Below are 13234 nucleotides of genomic sequence, written 5' to 3'. Positions count from 1 at the left end.
AGGCTTAAATATTAGGTTTGCCTAAATATGAACAGATTAAAAATTAGGTTTGCCTAAATATGAGAGCAAAAGTATGAAACTACCAGTTACCTGCCCTGAAAGAGAATGCTGCTGTGGAAAAACGAGATGCATTCCAGGAAAAGAGCTTCCGAAAATCATACTTATAGGAAACCCTAACGTGGGAAAAAGCAGCCTATTTAATGCCCTCTCTGGAAGTTATACACTGGTTTCCAATTATCCGGGAACCTCAGTTGAAATCACTCATGGAAAAGTAAGGATAGGAGAAAAAGAATATGAAATCATTGACACGCCCGGGATGTACTCCCTGCTCCCTATAAGTGAGGAAGAAAGAGTATCTCAACTTCTGCTTTTTGAAGAAAAAACTTCAGTTTACCTCCATGTGGTAGATGCCCGAAACCTCAGACGGATGCTTTCCTTCACCCTGCAGCTCCTTGAAGCCGGGCTTCCTTTAATTCTTGTTCTAAATATGATGGATGAGGCAGAAGAAAGAGGGATTGAAATCGAGATATCCAAACTCAGTCAATTGCTGGGAATTCCAGTTGTTGGAACGATTTCAAGAGAAGGAAAAGGAATAGAGGAACTTAAAACTGCAATTTCGGAGTTTACCCCTGGAGATGACGCGCAAAAATCTGAGCAAAAACTTGACTACGGTACAGAAATTGAGCCATATATCAAAGCAGTTGAAGGTTTGCTTGATCCCGCAAAAGAAGCCGAAATTTCAGCCGAAATCTCAACCGGAATCTCAAAAAGAGCGATCTCACTCCTACTGCTCCAGGAAGATAGAACAGCCCTTGAATACCTGCGCAGAGCTCAAAAAAACACATATTGTGGGGAAGAAAGCCATGAAAAAAGCTCCGAAGAAATTCAGAAACTTGTAGAAGCTGCCTCAAAGATCTCTGAAGTTCCTCTTTCCTACCTATTCACCCTGAAGCGCCAGGAGCATGTAAACGAAATCGTAGAACAGGTAATGATAATACCTGAGATAATCGAGAGAAAAGGTAGTGGGAAAGTCGAAAAAATAAGAGCAGAGGAAGGTACTGGAATAAAAAGAAGAGCAGAGGAAAATACTGGAATAAAAAGAAGAGCAGAGGAAGATACCGGAATAAATGGAAGTAAAATACAGAATAGAAATCTCGGTTTTTCCGAGAAAATTGACAGTATTCTCATCCATCCTTTGCTTGGGATACCTGTGTTGTTTTTAATCCTGTACTTCGGGCTCTATCTGTTTGTAGGCGTATTTGCAGCGGGAACGGTTGTTGATTTTCTAGAAAATACGGTCTTTGGAGGATATATAAATCCCTTTGTAACTGAAAAGTTCGTATCGCTTGTACCTTACCCGACTTTGCAGGACCTTTTTGTGGGAGAATACGGGATTTTTACCCAGGCTGTAACATACGCGATTGCCCTTATACTTCCGATAGTGGGAGCCTTTTTCCTTGTGTTTTCCATCATAGAAGACACGGGTTATCTTCCAAGACTGGGCCTGCTCCTTGATGGCATGTTTAAGAAAATAGGGCTCAGCGGAAGGGCGGTAATCCCAATGGTGCTAGGATTTGGCTGTTCGACAATGGCTACAATGGTTACCCGAACCCTTGAGACAAAGCGGGAAAGGCTTATTGCAAATATCCTGCTGGCTCTTGCGATTCCCTGCTCGGCACAGTTAGGCATTATTCTTTCAATACTTTCGAAAAGCCCTGAGAGCCTGCTTATCTGGTCTGTAGTAATATTACTGGAGTTCGTCCTGATAGGCTTCCTGGCTTCCAGAATACTGCCAGGAGAAGCCCCGACCTTCATACTTGAAATGCCTCCTCTCAGGAAACCTAAACTTTCGAACGTACTGGTTAAAACTTACTCCAGAATGCACTGGTATTTTCTGGAAGTTCTGCCGCTATTTGTACTGGCAAGTGTTCTGATCTGGATAGGCAAGCTAACAGGCCTTTTTGCCCTCGCCCTGAAAATCATAGAATACCCAACAGTCTGGATAGGCCTGCCTCCTGATGCAGCTGATGTCTTCCTTTTCGGCTTTTTCAGGAGAGATTTCGGGGCAGCGGGACTTTATGGAATGCATGACTCAGGATTACTGACAGGCGTGCAACTCGTAGTTGCAGCCATTACTCTTACCCTTTTCATGCCGTGTATAGCCCAGTTTATGATGACAATAAAAGAAAGAGGCTTTAAAACAGCCCTTGCAATTTCGGGTTTCATTTTCCCATTTGCATTTTTTACAGGCTTTATAGTAAATAACCTGTTAAAACTGCTGGGGGTTAACCTGTGAAATGCCCACTCTGCGGAAATGAATTTGAGAAAGCTGATGAAACGAAATGCACCGGCTGCGGAAAACTTCACAGCTGTAACAAGCAGTGCTGTCCAAACTGCGGATATGAACTTGTACAAGAAGCAAAGATTATTCAATCCATAAGGAAGTTTTTCAAATGGTAACTAAAAACTCACATTTTGATCTGAAAGCTATAACTCTCTGCGCAATGGAACCCAGAAAAACCGGAAAAATTGACCACCTTGAAACGAAGAACCCGGGAATTCTACAGAAGCTGATAGCTATGGGTATCCTTCCAGGCATGCCAATCACGCTACTTAGAAGGTCCCCTTCGTATCTTTTTGAAGTTGACCAGACAAGATATGCTGTTGATAAGGAAATAGCAAATAATATTTACGTTAGTTACTGATTCACCTCTCAACGAAAAGGCAAAGAAGATGACATAGGAGAAAGGCCTGCCGGAGTAGTTAATTTAGAAAATTATAAAAAAATGTTCATGAATGAGTACTCATAAGAGTACTCACTTATGATCTCACTTATGATCTTACTTATGATTTCAAAAATTCATTTACGTTAATTCATTTACGTTCTCCAAGGAAGATCATCATCCCTGAAGGCGAAGCTTCTTTGTAAATGCCCTCCAGTACTTCAAGCAAATCCTCTTCTTCCCGCCATAAGGGAAATTTTCCAAGCCTTTTTGGAAGGACTACCCAGAAGCAGCTCAAGGGCAGAAAAAAGGTTTTCAAAACCCAAATCATAAGGATAAGGCTTTGCAGTTGAGTTTTTAGGTATTCACCCCCGCCAAACACCCTGGATTTCCTTTTCAGCCGGGTTTTCACCCCAGAAGAAGAACTGTTTTCCAACTCTGCCGGCATAAAGAATTATCATAGATTTTATATTACACATACAGAAAACGTATATTTTGGGGATAATAGATATTGCAGAAGTTAATATTCAAGCCCTTCCCTTGCCAGGACGTTTTTCTCGAAGGGGTGCTTTATAAGCCTCATCTCCGTTACAAGGTCTGCCCTTTCTATCAGTTTTCCAGGAGCCCTCCTCCCTGTCAGGACGACTGTGGTTTCTTCCGGAATATCATCCAGCAGCTTGAGGAGATCTTCAGTCTTCACAATGCCAAAGTGGGCTGCAAGATTTATCTCGTCCAGTATCAGGAGCCTTGGTTTCCGTTTCAGGGCTTTCTTTGCAAATTCGAGGCCCTTTTCCGCCAGTTCATAATCCAGAGGCATGGGATTCTTGAAGTCTATGAAATCTTCCCTTCCAAACTGGTGGATCTCGTATTCCGGAGCTAGTCTGTCCTTTATTTTGTACTCCCCTATGTATTTCCTGCCTTTCATGAACTGGATAATTATTACACTGTACCCGTGGCCTACAGCCCTGAGAGCCAGTCCAAAGGCGTTTGTGGTCTTTCCTTCTCCTTCCCTCGTGTAAAGATAAACCAGGCCTTTAACCAATTTAACCCCTCAGAAGTGTACTTTCTCCCCAGAAAAAGATTGTAATTGCAGGAATATGTTATTTTTGTATCAGGATCTCCATAACCCATAAAAAATTAGTTTTTCTCCGTAAAAGGGCTTTTGGTTGTCCATTTTTACATAGTTGATATTGCCATGATTAAAAATTCAGTATGACAAATGATTGCGTCTTTGTGCAAGGAACACAAATCAGTTCCAGTTTCATTGAGGTCCGGAACAATGGACATATAAAAAGACTGAAAGCCTTACATTCGATAAATTATCCGCTTTACTGATCTGTGATCCTGTTCAATAATATAATTCAAGTACTTGATTTGCCGACGGCCTACTTTTTATGAAATATTTCGTCATTTTTCGTTGTATATAATGAATAAATATAAGTATTTGAGCGATGTAGATGATTTTTGTTACTGTTGTTTTGTTTTTTATTAAGAGCATTATTGGTAAAAGATCAATAAAATAGTAGGCGGATAATATAGTATCAACTGAATAAAAAGAGCCACAATATTTTCAGATACGAATCTTAATTTTCTAAAAATTCTTTTAGTACTGCATTCGGAAGCGATTCTGAAATATGTGTTCACAAAACTTAACTTTTTAGTAGATCCGAAGATCAATGCTTTTTCCAGAATAAGAAACTAATTTTGGAGTCGAAACCCCAGAATGAAGATTTAGGTTCGAGCATTGAGGAAATATCACAATGATAGAAACCTCAATTATGAGCTCGGACATCATAGACCGAAAATTTGTGTTATAATTTGTGTTATAATTTGTGTTATAATTTGTATTATAATTTGTGTTATAATTTGTGTTATAATTTGTGTTATAATTTGTGTTATACGTGATGTATAGGAGTGGTTAAATGAAGACTAAGTTGAATAGACCGTTTTTCTTTGCAATACTAATGTGTTTCATGTTGATGACAACAGGAATTACCTCAGCTTCTGTTGACCATCCTCCAGTACTTAATCCTATAGGCAGTAAAACAGTTTATGAAGGGAAAACGTTAAGCTTTACTCCCACAGCAAAAGACCCTGATGGCGATAAAGTAACATACTCTGCTACAGGTCTACCACGTGGAGCCAGGTTGGTTGCGAGCACTGGGAAGTTTACCTGGAAACCTGCAACTGGTCAGAAGGGAAACTATATTGTAACATTCAGCGCGAAAGCCAAAGGTCTAAAAGACTCTGAGAAAGTAAAAATAACAGTATTAGCTGAGAATCCAAAAATAAAAATTACTTCCGTGTCACGTTATGGAACCGCAGGATACGCTTCAGGCACAGTTAAAGGTGTAAGTACTTCAGCCTATAGGGTTGCTGTCTTTATATACGTTCCAAATTTAGGATGGTGGAATAAACCCACTTGGGCTCATCCATTAAAAACAATTAACTGCAATGGTAAATGGAAGTGCGATATAGATACGGGTGGACGAGATGTATACGCAACAAAAGTCGCTGCATTCCTTGTCCCAAAGAACTATAAACCACCTGAACTTCATGGATCCTCGAGTCTACCATCTGAGCTTTACAAAAAAGCGGTTGCTCATCACGAAGTCTCTAGATAAATATTAAGGCTCTTCGTTGTTTTTTGTGGATTTCCTCATAATGTCCTAATAAGAACCAATGCGGTATTGAATTGAGAATCATTTTGTCCATAAAGAATGGCGAAGAACCAATATTAAAAATTACAGACTAAATCTTCTTTTTTACGAGTTCAGGGATATTAAAGAATAAATTCAAGTTTTCACCTGGATTTCCGCAGATGTCCTTTCAATTCCCATAATTATTTCTGCTATCTTTTTTTCTGAATGTTGATGAGCTTCATTTATTGGATTTTTGAAATTAATTAAAAGATTTCAGTAGTGTAATATATGACAAGTTGAATAATAGTTCAAAAGAGTGGAAACTTAAGCTGATAAGGGACTGAATTTCGGAGGAATTGAGTGTCAGTTTGTCCTACAGATTTTGATGAAAAAGTAGAATGTCCATTCGTTGACAGGAAAGAGTTCATCGAAGCTTTTGAAAACGCCTTCCGGAACATCGACCAAAAAAACTACAGTATCCTGGTATATTATGGCGTTGCCGGAATTGGAAAAACCAGTCTTAGAAAGAAACTTCCAACTTTGCTCGAAAAACACAACAAATCGAACCAGCACACAAGAGTTATATGGACTTCAATAGACTTCGCTACCGAACAATACAGGCAGCCTTATAAGTTCTTCGAAATTCTTTCCAGCCAGTTGCACCAGAAATACGGCATCAAATTCAACTCTTTTGACATTGCCCTTGCCACCTACTTAAAAAAAATCAACCCTCATAATCCCCTAGTAAAAGAAAATTACTCCGAAGACAGCATTGTTCGCGATGTTCTGGACATCTGCGACGAATTTGTTCCTGTAAACCTGATACCAAACGTGTATAACCTTGCCAAAAGTTTACCTGAACGTTACCAAAAATGGGCTCTGAAACGCAAAGAAGATATTTCAAAACTTCCGGATCTTGAACCTACAGAGATATACGAACGGTTACCTGTTTACTTGGCCCATGACCTTGCGGATCACCTGCAGAACACTTCAGAATCCGCAGTCATTTTCATAGACACCTACGAAGCTCTCTGGGAAAAAGAAAGAGACAAAGGAAGTTTTAATTCTAGGGACGAATGGTTCAGAAAACTTATTGAAAACATACAAAAATCTTGTCTGTGGGTAATCTGTGGAAAAGAATCCCTTCGTTGGGAAGAAGTGGATGAGGACTGGAAAAATTACCTTGACCAGCGTAAAATTGGAAAACTTCCAGAAAAAGATGCTCTCGATCTGTTAAAACAGTGCGGAATCATTGAAAAGGATATCCAGAATATACTCATTGAAAGCAGTGAAGGCGTACCCTACTACCTTGAACTCTCCATCGATATCTACAGAAAAATAAAGCAAAAAGAGCAGCCCACACCGGGAAACTTTGCAAAGGTTCCAGAAGGTATTTTCTGTAGGTTTGTCAAATATCTTGACAGGGAAGAAAAAGAGACACTAAAAGTCTTATCGGTTCCAAGATACTGGAACCGTGAATTATTCAAAACCCTAATCGAGAAATTTAATACTGGATATCCTGCAACCAGTTTTTCAGAATTGCATAGATTCTCTTTCATGGACGTTGATGAGGAAGGAAAATGTTCCATGCACCAGCTTATGAGAAAAAGCTTGCAGGATTACCAAGATCCAGATTTGAAAAAAGAAGTCCATAATTTCATGCTTGACTTCTACAGCAATCAACTAAAAGATCTTGATATTAAAGCAATAACCCAAGAGAACGAAAATGCATTGACTGAAGCCTTCTACCATGCAAAAGAATCACTTGAAGCAGAAAAATTATGCGAATGGTTTATTTCTGTATCTGATCCGTTCTATAGAGCAGCATTTTGGCAATTAATTACCCCTATGTATGAAGAAATACTGCGAATTCTTGAATCAGAACTCGGTCCGCAACATCCTGACGTTGCAACAACGCTAAACAATCTCGCGTTACTCTATAAAAGTACGGGAGAATACGAAAAAGCACTCCCTCTTTTTCAAATGGCACTTGCCATTCGTGAAAAGATTCTGGACCCGCAAAACCCAGATATTGCATCAACACTAAATGGTCTCGCCGAACTTTATCGAATGATGGGACGTTATGATAAAGCGTTTCCACTTTATCAAAAGATATTTGATATTTATGAACTAATGCTTAGTCCGCAACACCCAGAAGTTGCAATGGCACTAAATGATCTCGCATTACTCTACTTTGAAATGGGACATTATGATAAAGCACTTTCACTTTATCAAAGAACACTTGAAATAGTCGAAGAAGTAATGGGTCCACAACACCAATACGTTGCAACAGTACTAGACAATCTCGCGTTACTCTATTCTCAAATGGGGTGTTACGACAAAGCACTTCCACTTTATCAAAGGGCACTTGATATCAATGAAAAAGTGTTGGGCCCACAACATCCAGATATTGCAACAACACTAAACAATCTTGCAGGCCTTTATCATTATATGGGAGAGTACGAAAAATCACTGCAACTTTATCAAAGAACACTTGAAATAATTGAGAAATCACAAGGTTCACAACATCCATATTTTGCAACAACCTTAAACAATATCGGTGGGCTCTATGCAAGTATGGAGAATTACGAAAGATCACTTCAACATTATCAAAGAGCACTTGATATTCGTGAGAAAGTGCTGGGTTCACAACATCCAAATGTTGCAACAACCTTAAACAATATCGGATTACTCTATAATAATGCAAGACACTATGAAAAATCTCTTCCATATTATCAAAGAGCACTCAAAATATTAGAGGATTCTTTAGGACCAGAGCATCCAGATGTTGCTGTAACATTGAATAACTTAGCGATATTTTATACGAATATAGGGAAATATGAGGAAGCCTTACCTCTATTCGAACGGGCTGTGGATATCATCGATAGTACGAGACTCGGACTCAATTATCCTTATTTCTTACAATTGATGAGTAATCTGATATTGGCTTCTGGAAACTTAGTAAATAAGTGGAGTCAATATTACTCATTTTATGGTATAATTTACTTATACCAAGAATAAAATTCTCTAATTTTGAGCCGTCTCAAGATCTTTTATTGATGAGCTTCATTTGTCTGATTTTTGAAGTTAATTGAAAGATTTCAGTACTGTAATATAGGACGACTTGAATAATACTTCAATAGGTCGGAAGCTTAGTTGATCGGAAAACTGGCCTGTGGAGATATACATGCCAATCGGTCCTACAACATACTTTGGAAAAGATAGAGTATTTGTTGATAGGGAAGTCTGCATTCAGACTTTCAGAGAAAACATCCAGAATTCGGGAAATTTAGAATACAACGTACTATTTTATCATGGAATTGCCGGAATCGGGAAAAGCAAGCTGCAGAAAGAATTGCAAAAGATACTGGATGATGAGTATCCCGAAATACTCTGGGCAGCTATTGATCTGAACACAAAAACTTATAGAGAAGTCGGAACTTTTTTAATCGCCCTGAGAAACAAGATTCAGGAAAAATACAAAGCTAAGTTTTACCTTTTCAATATTGCTCATGCTATATACTGGAAAAAACTCCACCCTGAAATTCCTCTGCTAGAAGAGAACTATCCTGTGATTAAAGAAGGAAAATTTGTCAGTAAAATAATAGACGTCCTTAATGAATTTGGACCTGCAAGATCGATCTGGGATATTATAAATAATGCTCCCGAGAACATTAAAAGATTTTTCAAGGAACAAGCTATAGACATCAATAAAATTGTTGCTATGGAAGCCTCTGAAATAGAGAAATTATTGCCTGGCTTTTTTGCTGCAGATTTTACAAGTTATTTAGGTATGAATTCAAAAGCTTGTATGAATTCAAAAGCTTACATCTTTATTGACACTTACGAAGCTCTCTGGGATGGCCTGAGGAATAAAGGCGGTTTTCATGAAAAAGATGAATGGATAAGGGAAAACCTGATTCCAAACATGAAAGGAGTTTCATGGGTAATCTGTGGAAGAAATGAATTGTTATGGGTTCCCGAATGTGATGAAGACTGGAAAATGTATCTGGAACAACATCCAGTAGATGAACTTCCAGAGAGTTATTGTCAAGAATTTTTAGAAGATTGTGGTATTGAAAATAAGGACATTCAGAATGTAATTATCAAAGCCAGTGAAGGGGTTCCATACTACCTTAATCTGTCTGTTGATACCTATGAAAAGATTAGCAAGAAAAGACAGCCAGTCTCTGAGGACTTTGGAAAGACGCAGAAAGAGATATTCAACACATTCGTGAAATATCTGAATGATAACGAAATTCGAGCTCTCAAAGTGCTTTCAGTACCCAATTCCTGGGACAGAGCCCTTTTCGAAATATTAATGAGAAAGTTTGATTCAGGATATCCTGCTGGCGCATTTTCAGAACTGATTAAGTTTTCCTTTATCAAAAAAGATACTGATGGAAAATGCTCTGTTCACCAGTTGATGAGAAAAAGCCTTAAGGAATTCCATGATCCCACAGATCGAAAGAATATCCATAAGTATCTACTTGATTTTTACAGCAAAAAGCTAGAAAATATAGATATCAAAGAAATAACCCCAGAACACGAAAACGCCCTAACCGAAGCCTTCTATCATGCAAAAGAAGCACTTGAAGCAGAAGAATTATGTGAATGGTTTATTTCTGTATCAGGTCCCTTCGACAGAGCAGCGTTCTGGCAATTAACTACTCCAATATATGAAGAAATGCTTCAAATTCTCGAAACCGAACTCGAACCGGGACACAAATCTGTTTTAATAACCAGAAACAATCTCGCATCATCCTACTGTAATATGGGAAAATACGAAAAGGCACTATCACTTTATAATAGATCACTTGAAATTATGGAAAAAGTGCTGGGCCCACAGCACCCATTTGCTACAACAATACTAAACAATCTAGCAGTAGTTTATTCTAAGGTGGCAGAATACGAAAAAGCACGATTTCTTTATCAAATGGTACTTGAAATTAAGGAAAAATCGCTGGGCCCACAGCACCCAGATGTTGCAACAACACTAAACGATTTTGCAACACTTTACTCTAATATGAAAAAGTACGAAAAAGCACTACCACTTTATAAAAGGGCACTTGAAATTAGGGAAAAAACTTTGGGTACACAAAACTCAGATGTTGCAATAACCCTAAACAATCTTGCAACACTCTATCGTGAGATTGAAGATTGCGAAAAAGCTATGCATTTTTATCAAAGATCACTTGACATTAATGAAAAAGTGCTGGGTCCACAGCACCCAGATGTTGCAGCGACCCTAAACAATCTCGCAGGACTCTATCGTAATGTAGGAGAGTACGAAAAAGCGCTCTCACTTTATAATAGATCACTTGAAATTATGGAAAAAGTGCTGGGCCCACAGCACCCAAATGTTGCAGCGACCCTAAACGAGCTAGCAGTACTTTATTCTGAGATAGGAGAGTATGAAAAAGCGCTTTTATTTTATAAAAGAAGCTTAGAAATCAGTGAATTGGTGCTGGGTACACAGCATCCAGATGTTGCAATAATTCTATACAATCTAGCAGTAATCTATCATACGATGACAGAGTACAAAAAAGCACTACCACTTTATAAAAGAGCACTTGAAATTAGGGAAAATGTTTTGGGTACACAAAATTCAGATGTTGCAATAACCCTAAACGTTCTAGCAACACTCTATATTCAGATAGGAGAGCGCGAAAAAGCATTACCACTTTTACAAAAATCACTTGAAATTTATGAGGTTTTGGGTATACAAAACGTAGATGTTGCAATAATCCTACACCTCCTAGCAACACTCTATCGTAATGTGGGAGAGCACGAAAAAGCACTACCACTTTATCAAAAAGCACTTGAAATTTATGAGGTTTTAGGTATACAAAACTTAGATGTTGCAATAATTCTATACAATCTAGCAGTAATCTATCATAAGATGGCAGAGTACAAAAAAGCACTACCACTTTATAAAAGGGCACTTGAAATTAGGGAAAAAACTTTGGGTACACAAAACTCAGATGTTGCAATAACCCTAAACGATCTAGCAGCACTCTATTTTCAGAGAGGAGAAGACGAAAAAGCACTACCACTTTATCAAAAAGCACTTGAAATTTATGAGGTTTTGGGTATGCAAAACTTAGATGTTGCAGCAACCCTAAACAATCTCGCAGAACTCTATTATCAGAGAGGGGAGTACGAAAAAGAACTTCCCCTTTATCAAAAGGCACTTGAAATTTATGAGATTTTGGATATACAAAACCTAACCGTTTCAATGACTCTAAACAATCTAGCAGAATTCTATTATCAGAGAGGAGAGCACGAAAAAGCTTTACCTTTATTGGAACGTTCCCTTGAAATACTTGAGAACAAATTTGGTCCTGATTGCCCATATATTGAGATGATTGAAAATAAAATATTCAAGATTTTAATGACTAATGCCTCAACCAGTTAATCATTGATTATTTTACCTGAAATTACACCTAAAAGCCACTTTAAACAACATCTCTTTGCTGATAAGAACATTGACAAAATTACAAAATAGGGCTCTCCGCCATTCTCTATGGGTAAGATGATTTTCAATTCAAGACCACATTGGTTTTTATGAGGACATTATGAGGATATCCACACAAAACAACGAAGAACCTGCCTTTCCGCAGATGTCCATTCAATTTTCACAATTTTTCTTGCTATCGTTTTTTCTGAAAATTTCCCTGCTTATTCAAGCATGTGTTTTTGAAATATTTTACACATTTCAATTTTGTGCCCTCATTGAAAGCTTCTAACCTCTATAATTCCGGAAGCTTCAGTTGAGATAATAATTGCAAATTTGAGCAAATGCCCAAAAACGATAACAGGAAAAATGTTATTTTCTTCAAGACATTTGCGGAAGGTCGGAAGAACCCAAAAAAGCTGTATTTAAGGATATACAAGAATATTTACATATTGAAGTGTTCTTGCTGCTGAATATAGGAGTATTCTTCTTCAAACTATCTATTTTATGAGTTTATCCCAAAACTTGAAATTTGCTTCTTAGGCCTTGTATTTTGAATACTCAATCAAGCTCATGATCATGAAAACAATTCTGAGAATTCCCACGATTAAGAGTAAAGTGGCTTTTGGGATAGGCTCTATAAGAAGCGAATTTACTAAAACATGTAAAAGTTTATTCCCTCACATGCCTGACAATATGCCCGGCTTCAGGAATTATAATCTCAGAAATTGCCAATTTCACAGCATTAGGCGACCCCGGTAGGCAAAACACTGCTTTTCCTTTAATTACGCCTGCTACAGCCCTGGTAAGGATTACCGACGTTCCTATGTCTTCAATGCTTTTATACCTGAAAAGTTCCCCGAAACCTGAGATCTCTTTTTCAAAAAGAGGGGTAACAGACTCAATTGTAATGTCTTTTGGTGCAAGCCCTGTGCCTCCGCTAGTAATAATAATATCTGCGGGGCTGTCAAGAGCAGCAAAAACTGCATCTGTAATTGAGGTTTTTTCGTCGGAAACCAGCCTGTAAAAAGAAATTTTATGGCCGGCCGCTTCGAGAAGATCCTTCATATTTTTGCCTGAAATGTCATCGGCATCTTCAGGTGAGGCGGGATTTCCGTATTTTTCATATCTTGAGGTCGAAATTGTGATTAAGGCAAAAGAAAAGAATTTTTTTGCTTCTTTTTTGTGAATTTCCGGTGTAGATTCTTTCATGAAAACCACCTATAGCCACGAGGCTAAACAATGCAACTGATCAAGGAGATATAAAGTATTTTTTGTTGCAGCAATTAAATGCATGAATATAACAGGGACTTGTAAAATCTTCGGAGGCTGAACAGCTATATAGGTTCAATTTGGCTGGAGTAAATTATAATTTCCCGAAGATTTTACAGAACCAGAATAGCATTTTTATG

General features: G+C 38.1%; 9 protein-coding genes and 1 pseudogene. 6 read left to right on the top strand and 4 right to left on the bottom strand.

Annotated features, from left to right (window positions below; translation table 11 throughout):
- Positions 1-73 precede the first annotated feature (73 nt).
- From feoB to MSBRM_RS01045, 3 genes are read left to right on the top strand one after another with little or no spacing between them, the layout of a single operon-like run.
- On the top strand, positions 74-2296 hold the full coding sequence (feoB, locus tag MSBRM_RS01050; protein WP_052712640.1) for a ferrous iron transport protein B: 2223 nt from the start codon (positions 74-76) through the stop codon (positions 2294-2296).
- Positions 2293-2460: a toprim domain-containing protein gene (locus tag MSBRM_RS20715; RefSeq protein ID WP_176722181.1), complete on the top strand. Its 168-nt coding sequence runs from the start codon at positions 2293-2295 to the stop codon at positions 2458-2460. The genes feoB and MSBRM_RS20715 overlap by 4 nt, the downstream gene beginning before the upstream one ends.
- The gene (locus MSBRM_RS01045) at positions 2454-2705 is read left to right on the top strand and encodes a FeoA family protein (protein WP_048120544.1); all 252 of its coding nucleotides are present in this window, start codon (positions 2454-2456) and stop codon (positions 2703-2705) included. The genes MSBRM_RS20715 and MSBRM_RS01045 overlap by 7 nt, the downstream gene beginning before the upstream one ends.
- Positions 2706-2874: 169 nt before the next feature.
- Here MSBRM_RS01045 and MSBRM_RS01040 read toward each other — a convergent pair whose 3' ends face one another.
- The 3 genes and pseudogenes from MSBRM_RS01040 to MSBRM_RS19875 all read right to left on the bottom strand — a co-directional run.
- Positions 2875-3159, bottom strand: coding sequence for a hypothetical protein (locus tag MSBRM_RS01040; protein WP_196298119.1), 285 nt, complete (start codon positions 3157-3159; stop codon positions 2875-2877).
- Between the two features lie 84 nt (positions 3160-3243).
- Complete coding sequence (locus MSBRM_RS01035; RefSeq protein WP_048154127.1) at positions 3244-3765, bottom strand: cob(I)yrinic acid a,c-diamide adenosyltransferase; 522 nt, start codon at positions 3763-3765, stop codon at positions 3244-3246.
- A gap of 266 nt (positions 3766-4031) precedes the next feature.
- Positions 4032-4103 (bottom strand): annotated as a pseudogene (locus tag MSBRM_RS19875) (IS6 family transposase); the annotation flags it as partial.
- A 542-nt stretch (positions 4104-4645) separates the two neighbouring features.
- Here MSBRM_RS19875 and MSBRM_RS01030 point away from each other — a divergent pair.
- From MSBRM_RS01030 to MSBRM_RS18615, 3 genes are all read left to right on the top strand, one after another.
- Positions 4646-5347 (top strand): Ig domain-containing protein, encoded by a 702-nt coding sequence (locus MSBRM_RS01030; RefSeq protein ID WP_048120553.1) that lies wholly within the window; start codon positions 4646-4648, stop codon positions 5345-5347.
- 378 nt (positions 5348-5725) lie between these two features.
- Positions 5726-8386 (top strand): tetratricopeptide repeat protein, encoded by a 2661-nt coding sequence (locus MSBRM_RS18620; protein ID WP_052712639.1) that lies wholly within the window; start codon positions 5726-5728, stop codon positions 8384-8386.
- Positions 8387-8552: 166 nt separating this feature from the next.
- On the top strand, positions 8553-11783 hold the full coding sequence (locus MSBRM_RS18615; RefSeq protein ID WP_052712638.1) for a tetratricopeptide repeat protein: 3231 nt from the start codon (positions 8553-8555) through the stop codon (positions 11781-11783).
- A 711-nt stretch (positions 11784-12494) separates the two neighbouring features.
- Here the strand turns inward: MSBRM_RS18615 and MSBRM_RS01015 are convergent.
- Complete coding sequence (locus MSBRM_RS01015; RefSeq protein WP_048154124.1) at positions 12495-13034, bottom strand: MogA/MoaB family molybdenum cofactor biosynthesis protein; 540 nt, start codon at positions 13032-13034, stop codon at positions 12495-12497.
- Between the last annotated feature and the right edge of the window lie 200 nt (positions 13035-13234).

It is taken from the genome of Methanosarcina barkeri MS, from assembly GCF_000970025.1.
GTDB lineage: Archaea > Halobacteriota > Methanosarcinia > Methanosarcinales > Methanosarcinaceae > Methanosarcina > Methanosarcina barkeri.
The sequence above is the reverse complement of the archived record's forward strand: the minus strand, read 5'-3'. Positions and strand labels throughout refer to the sequence as shown.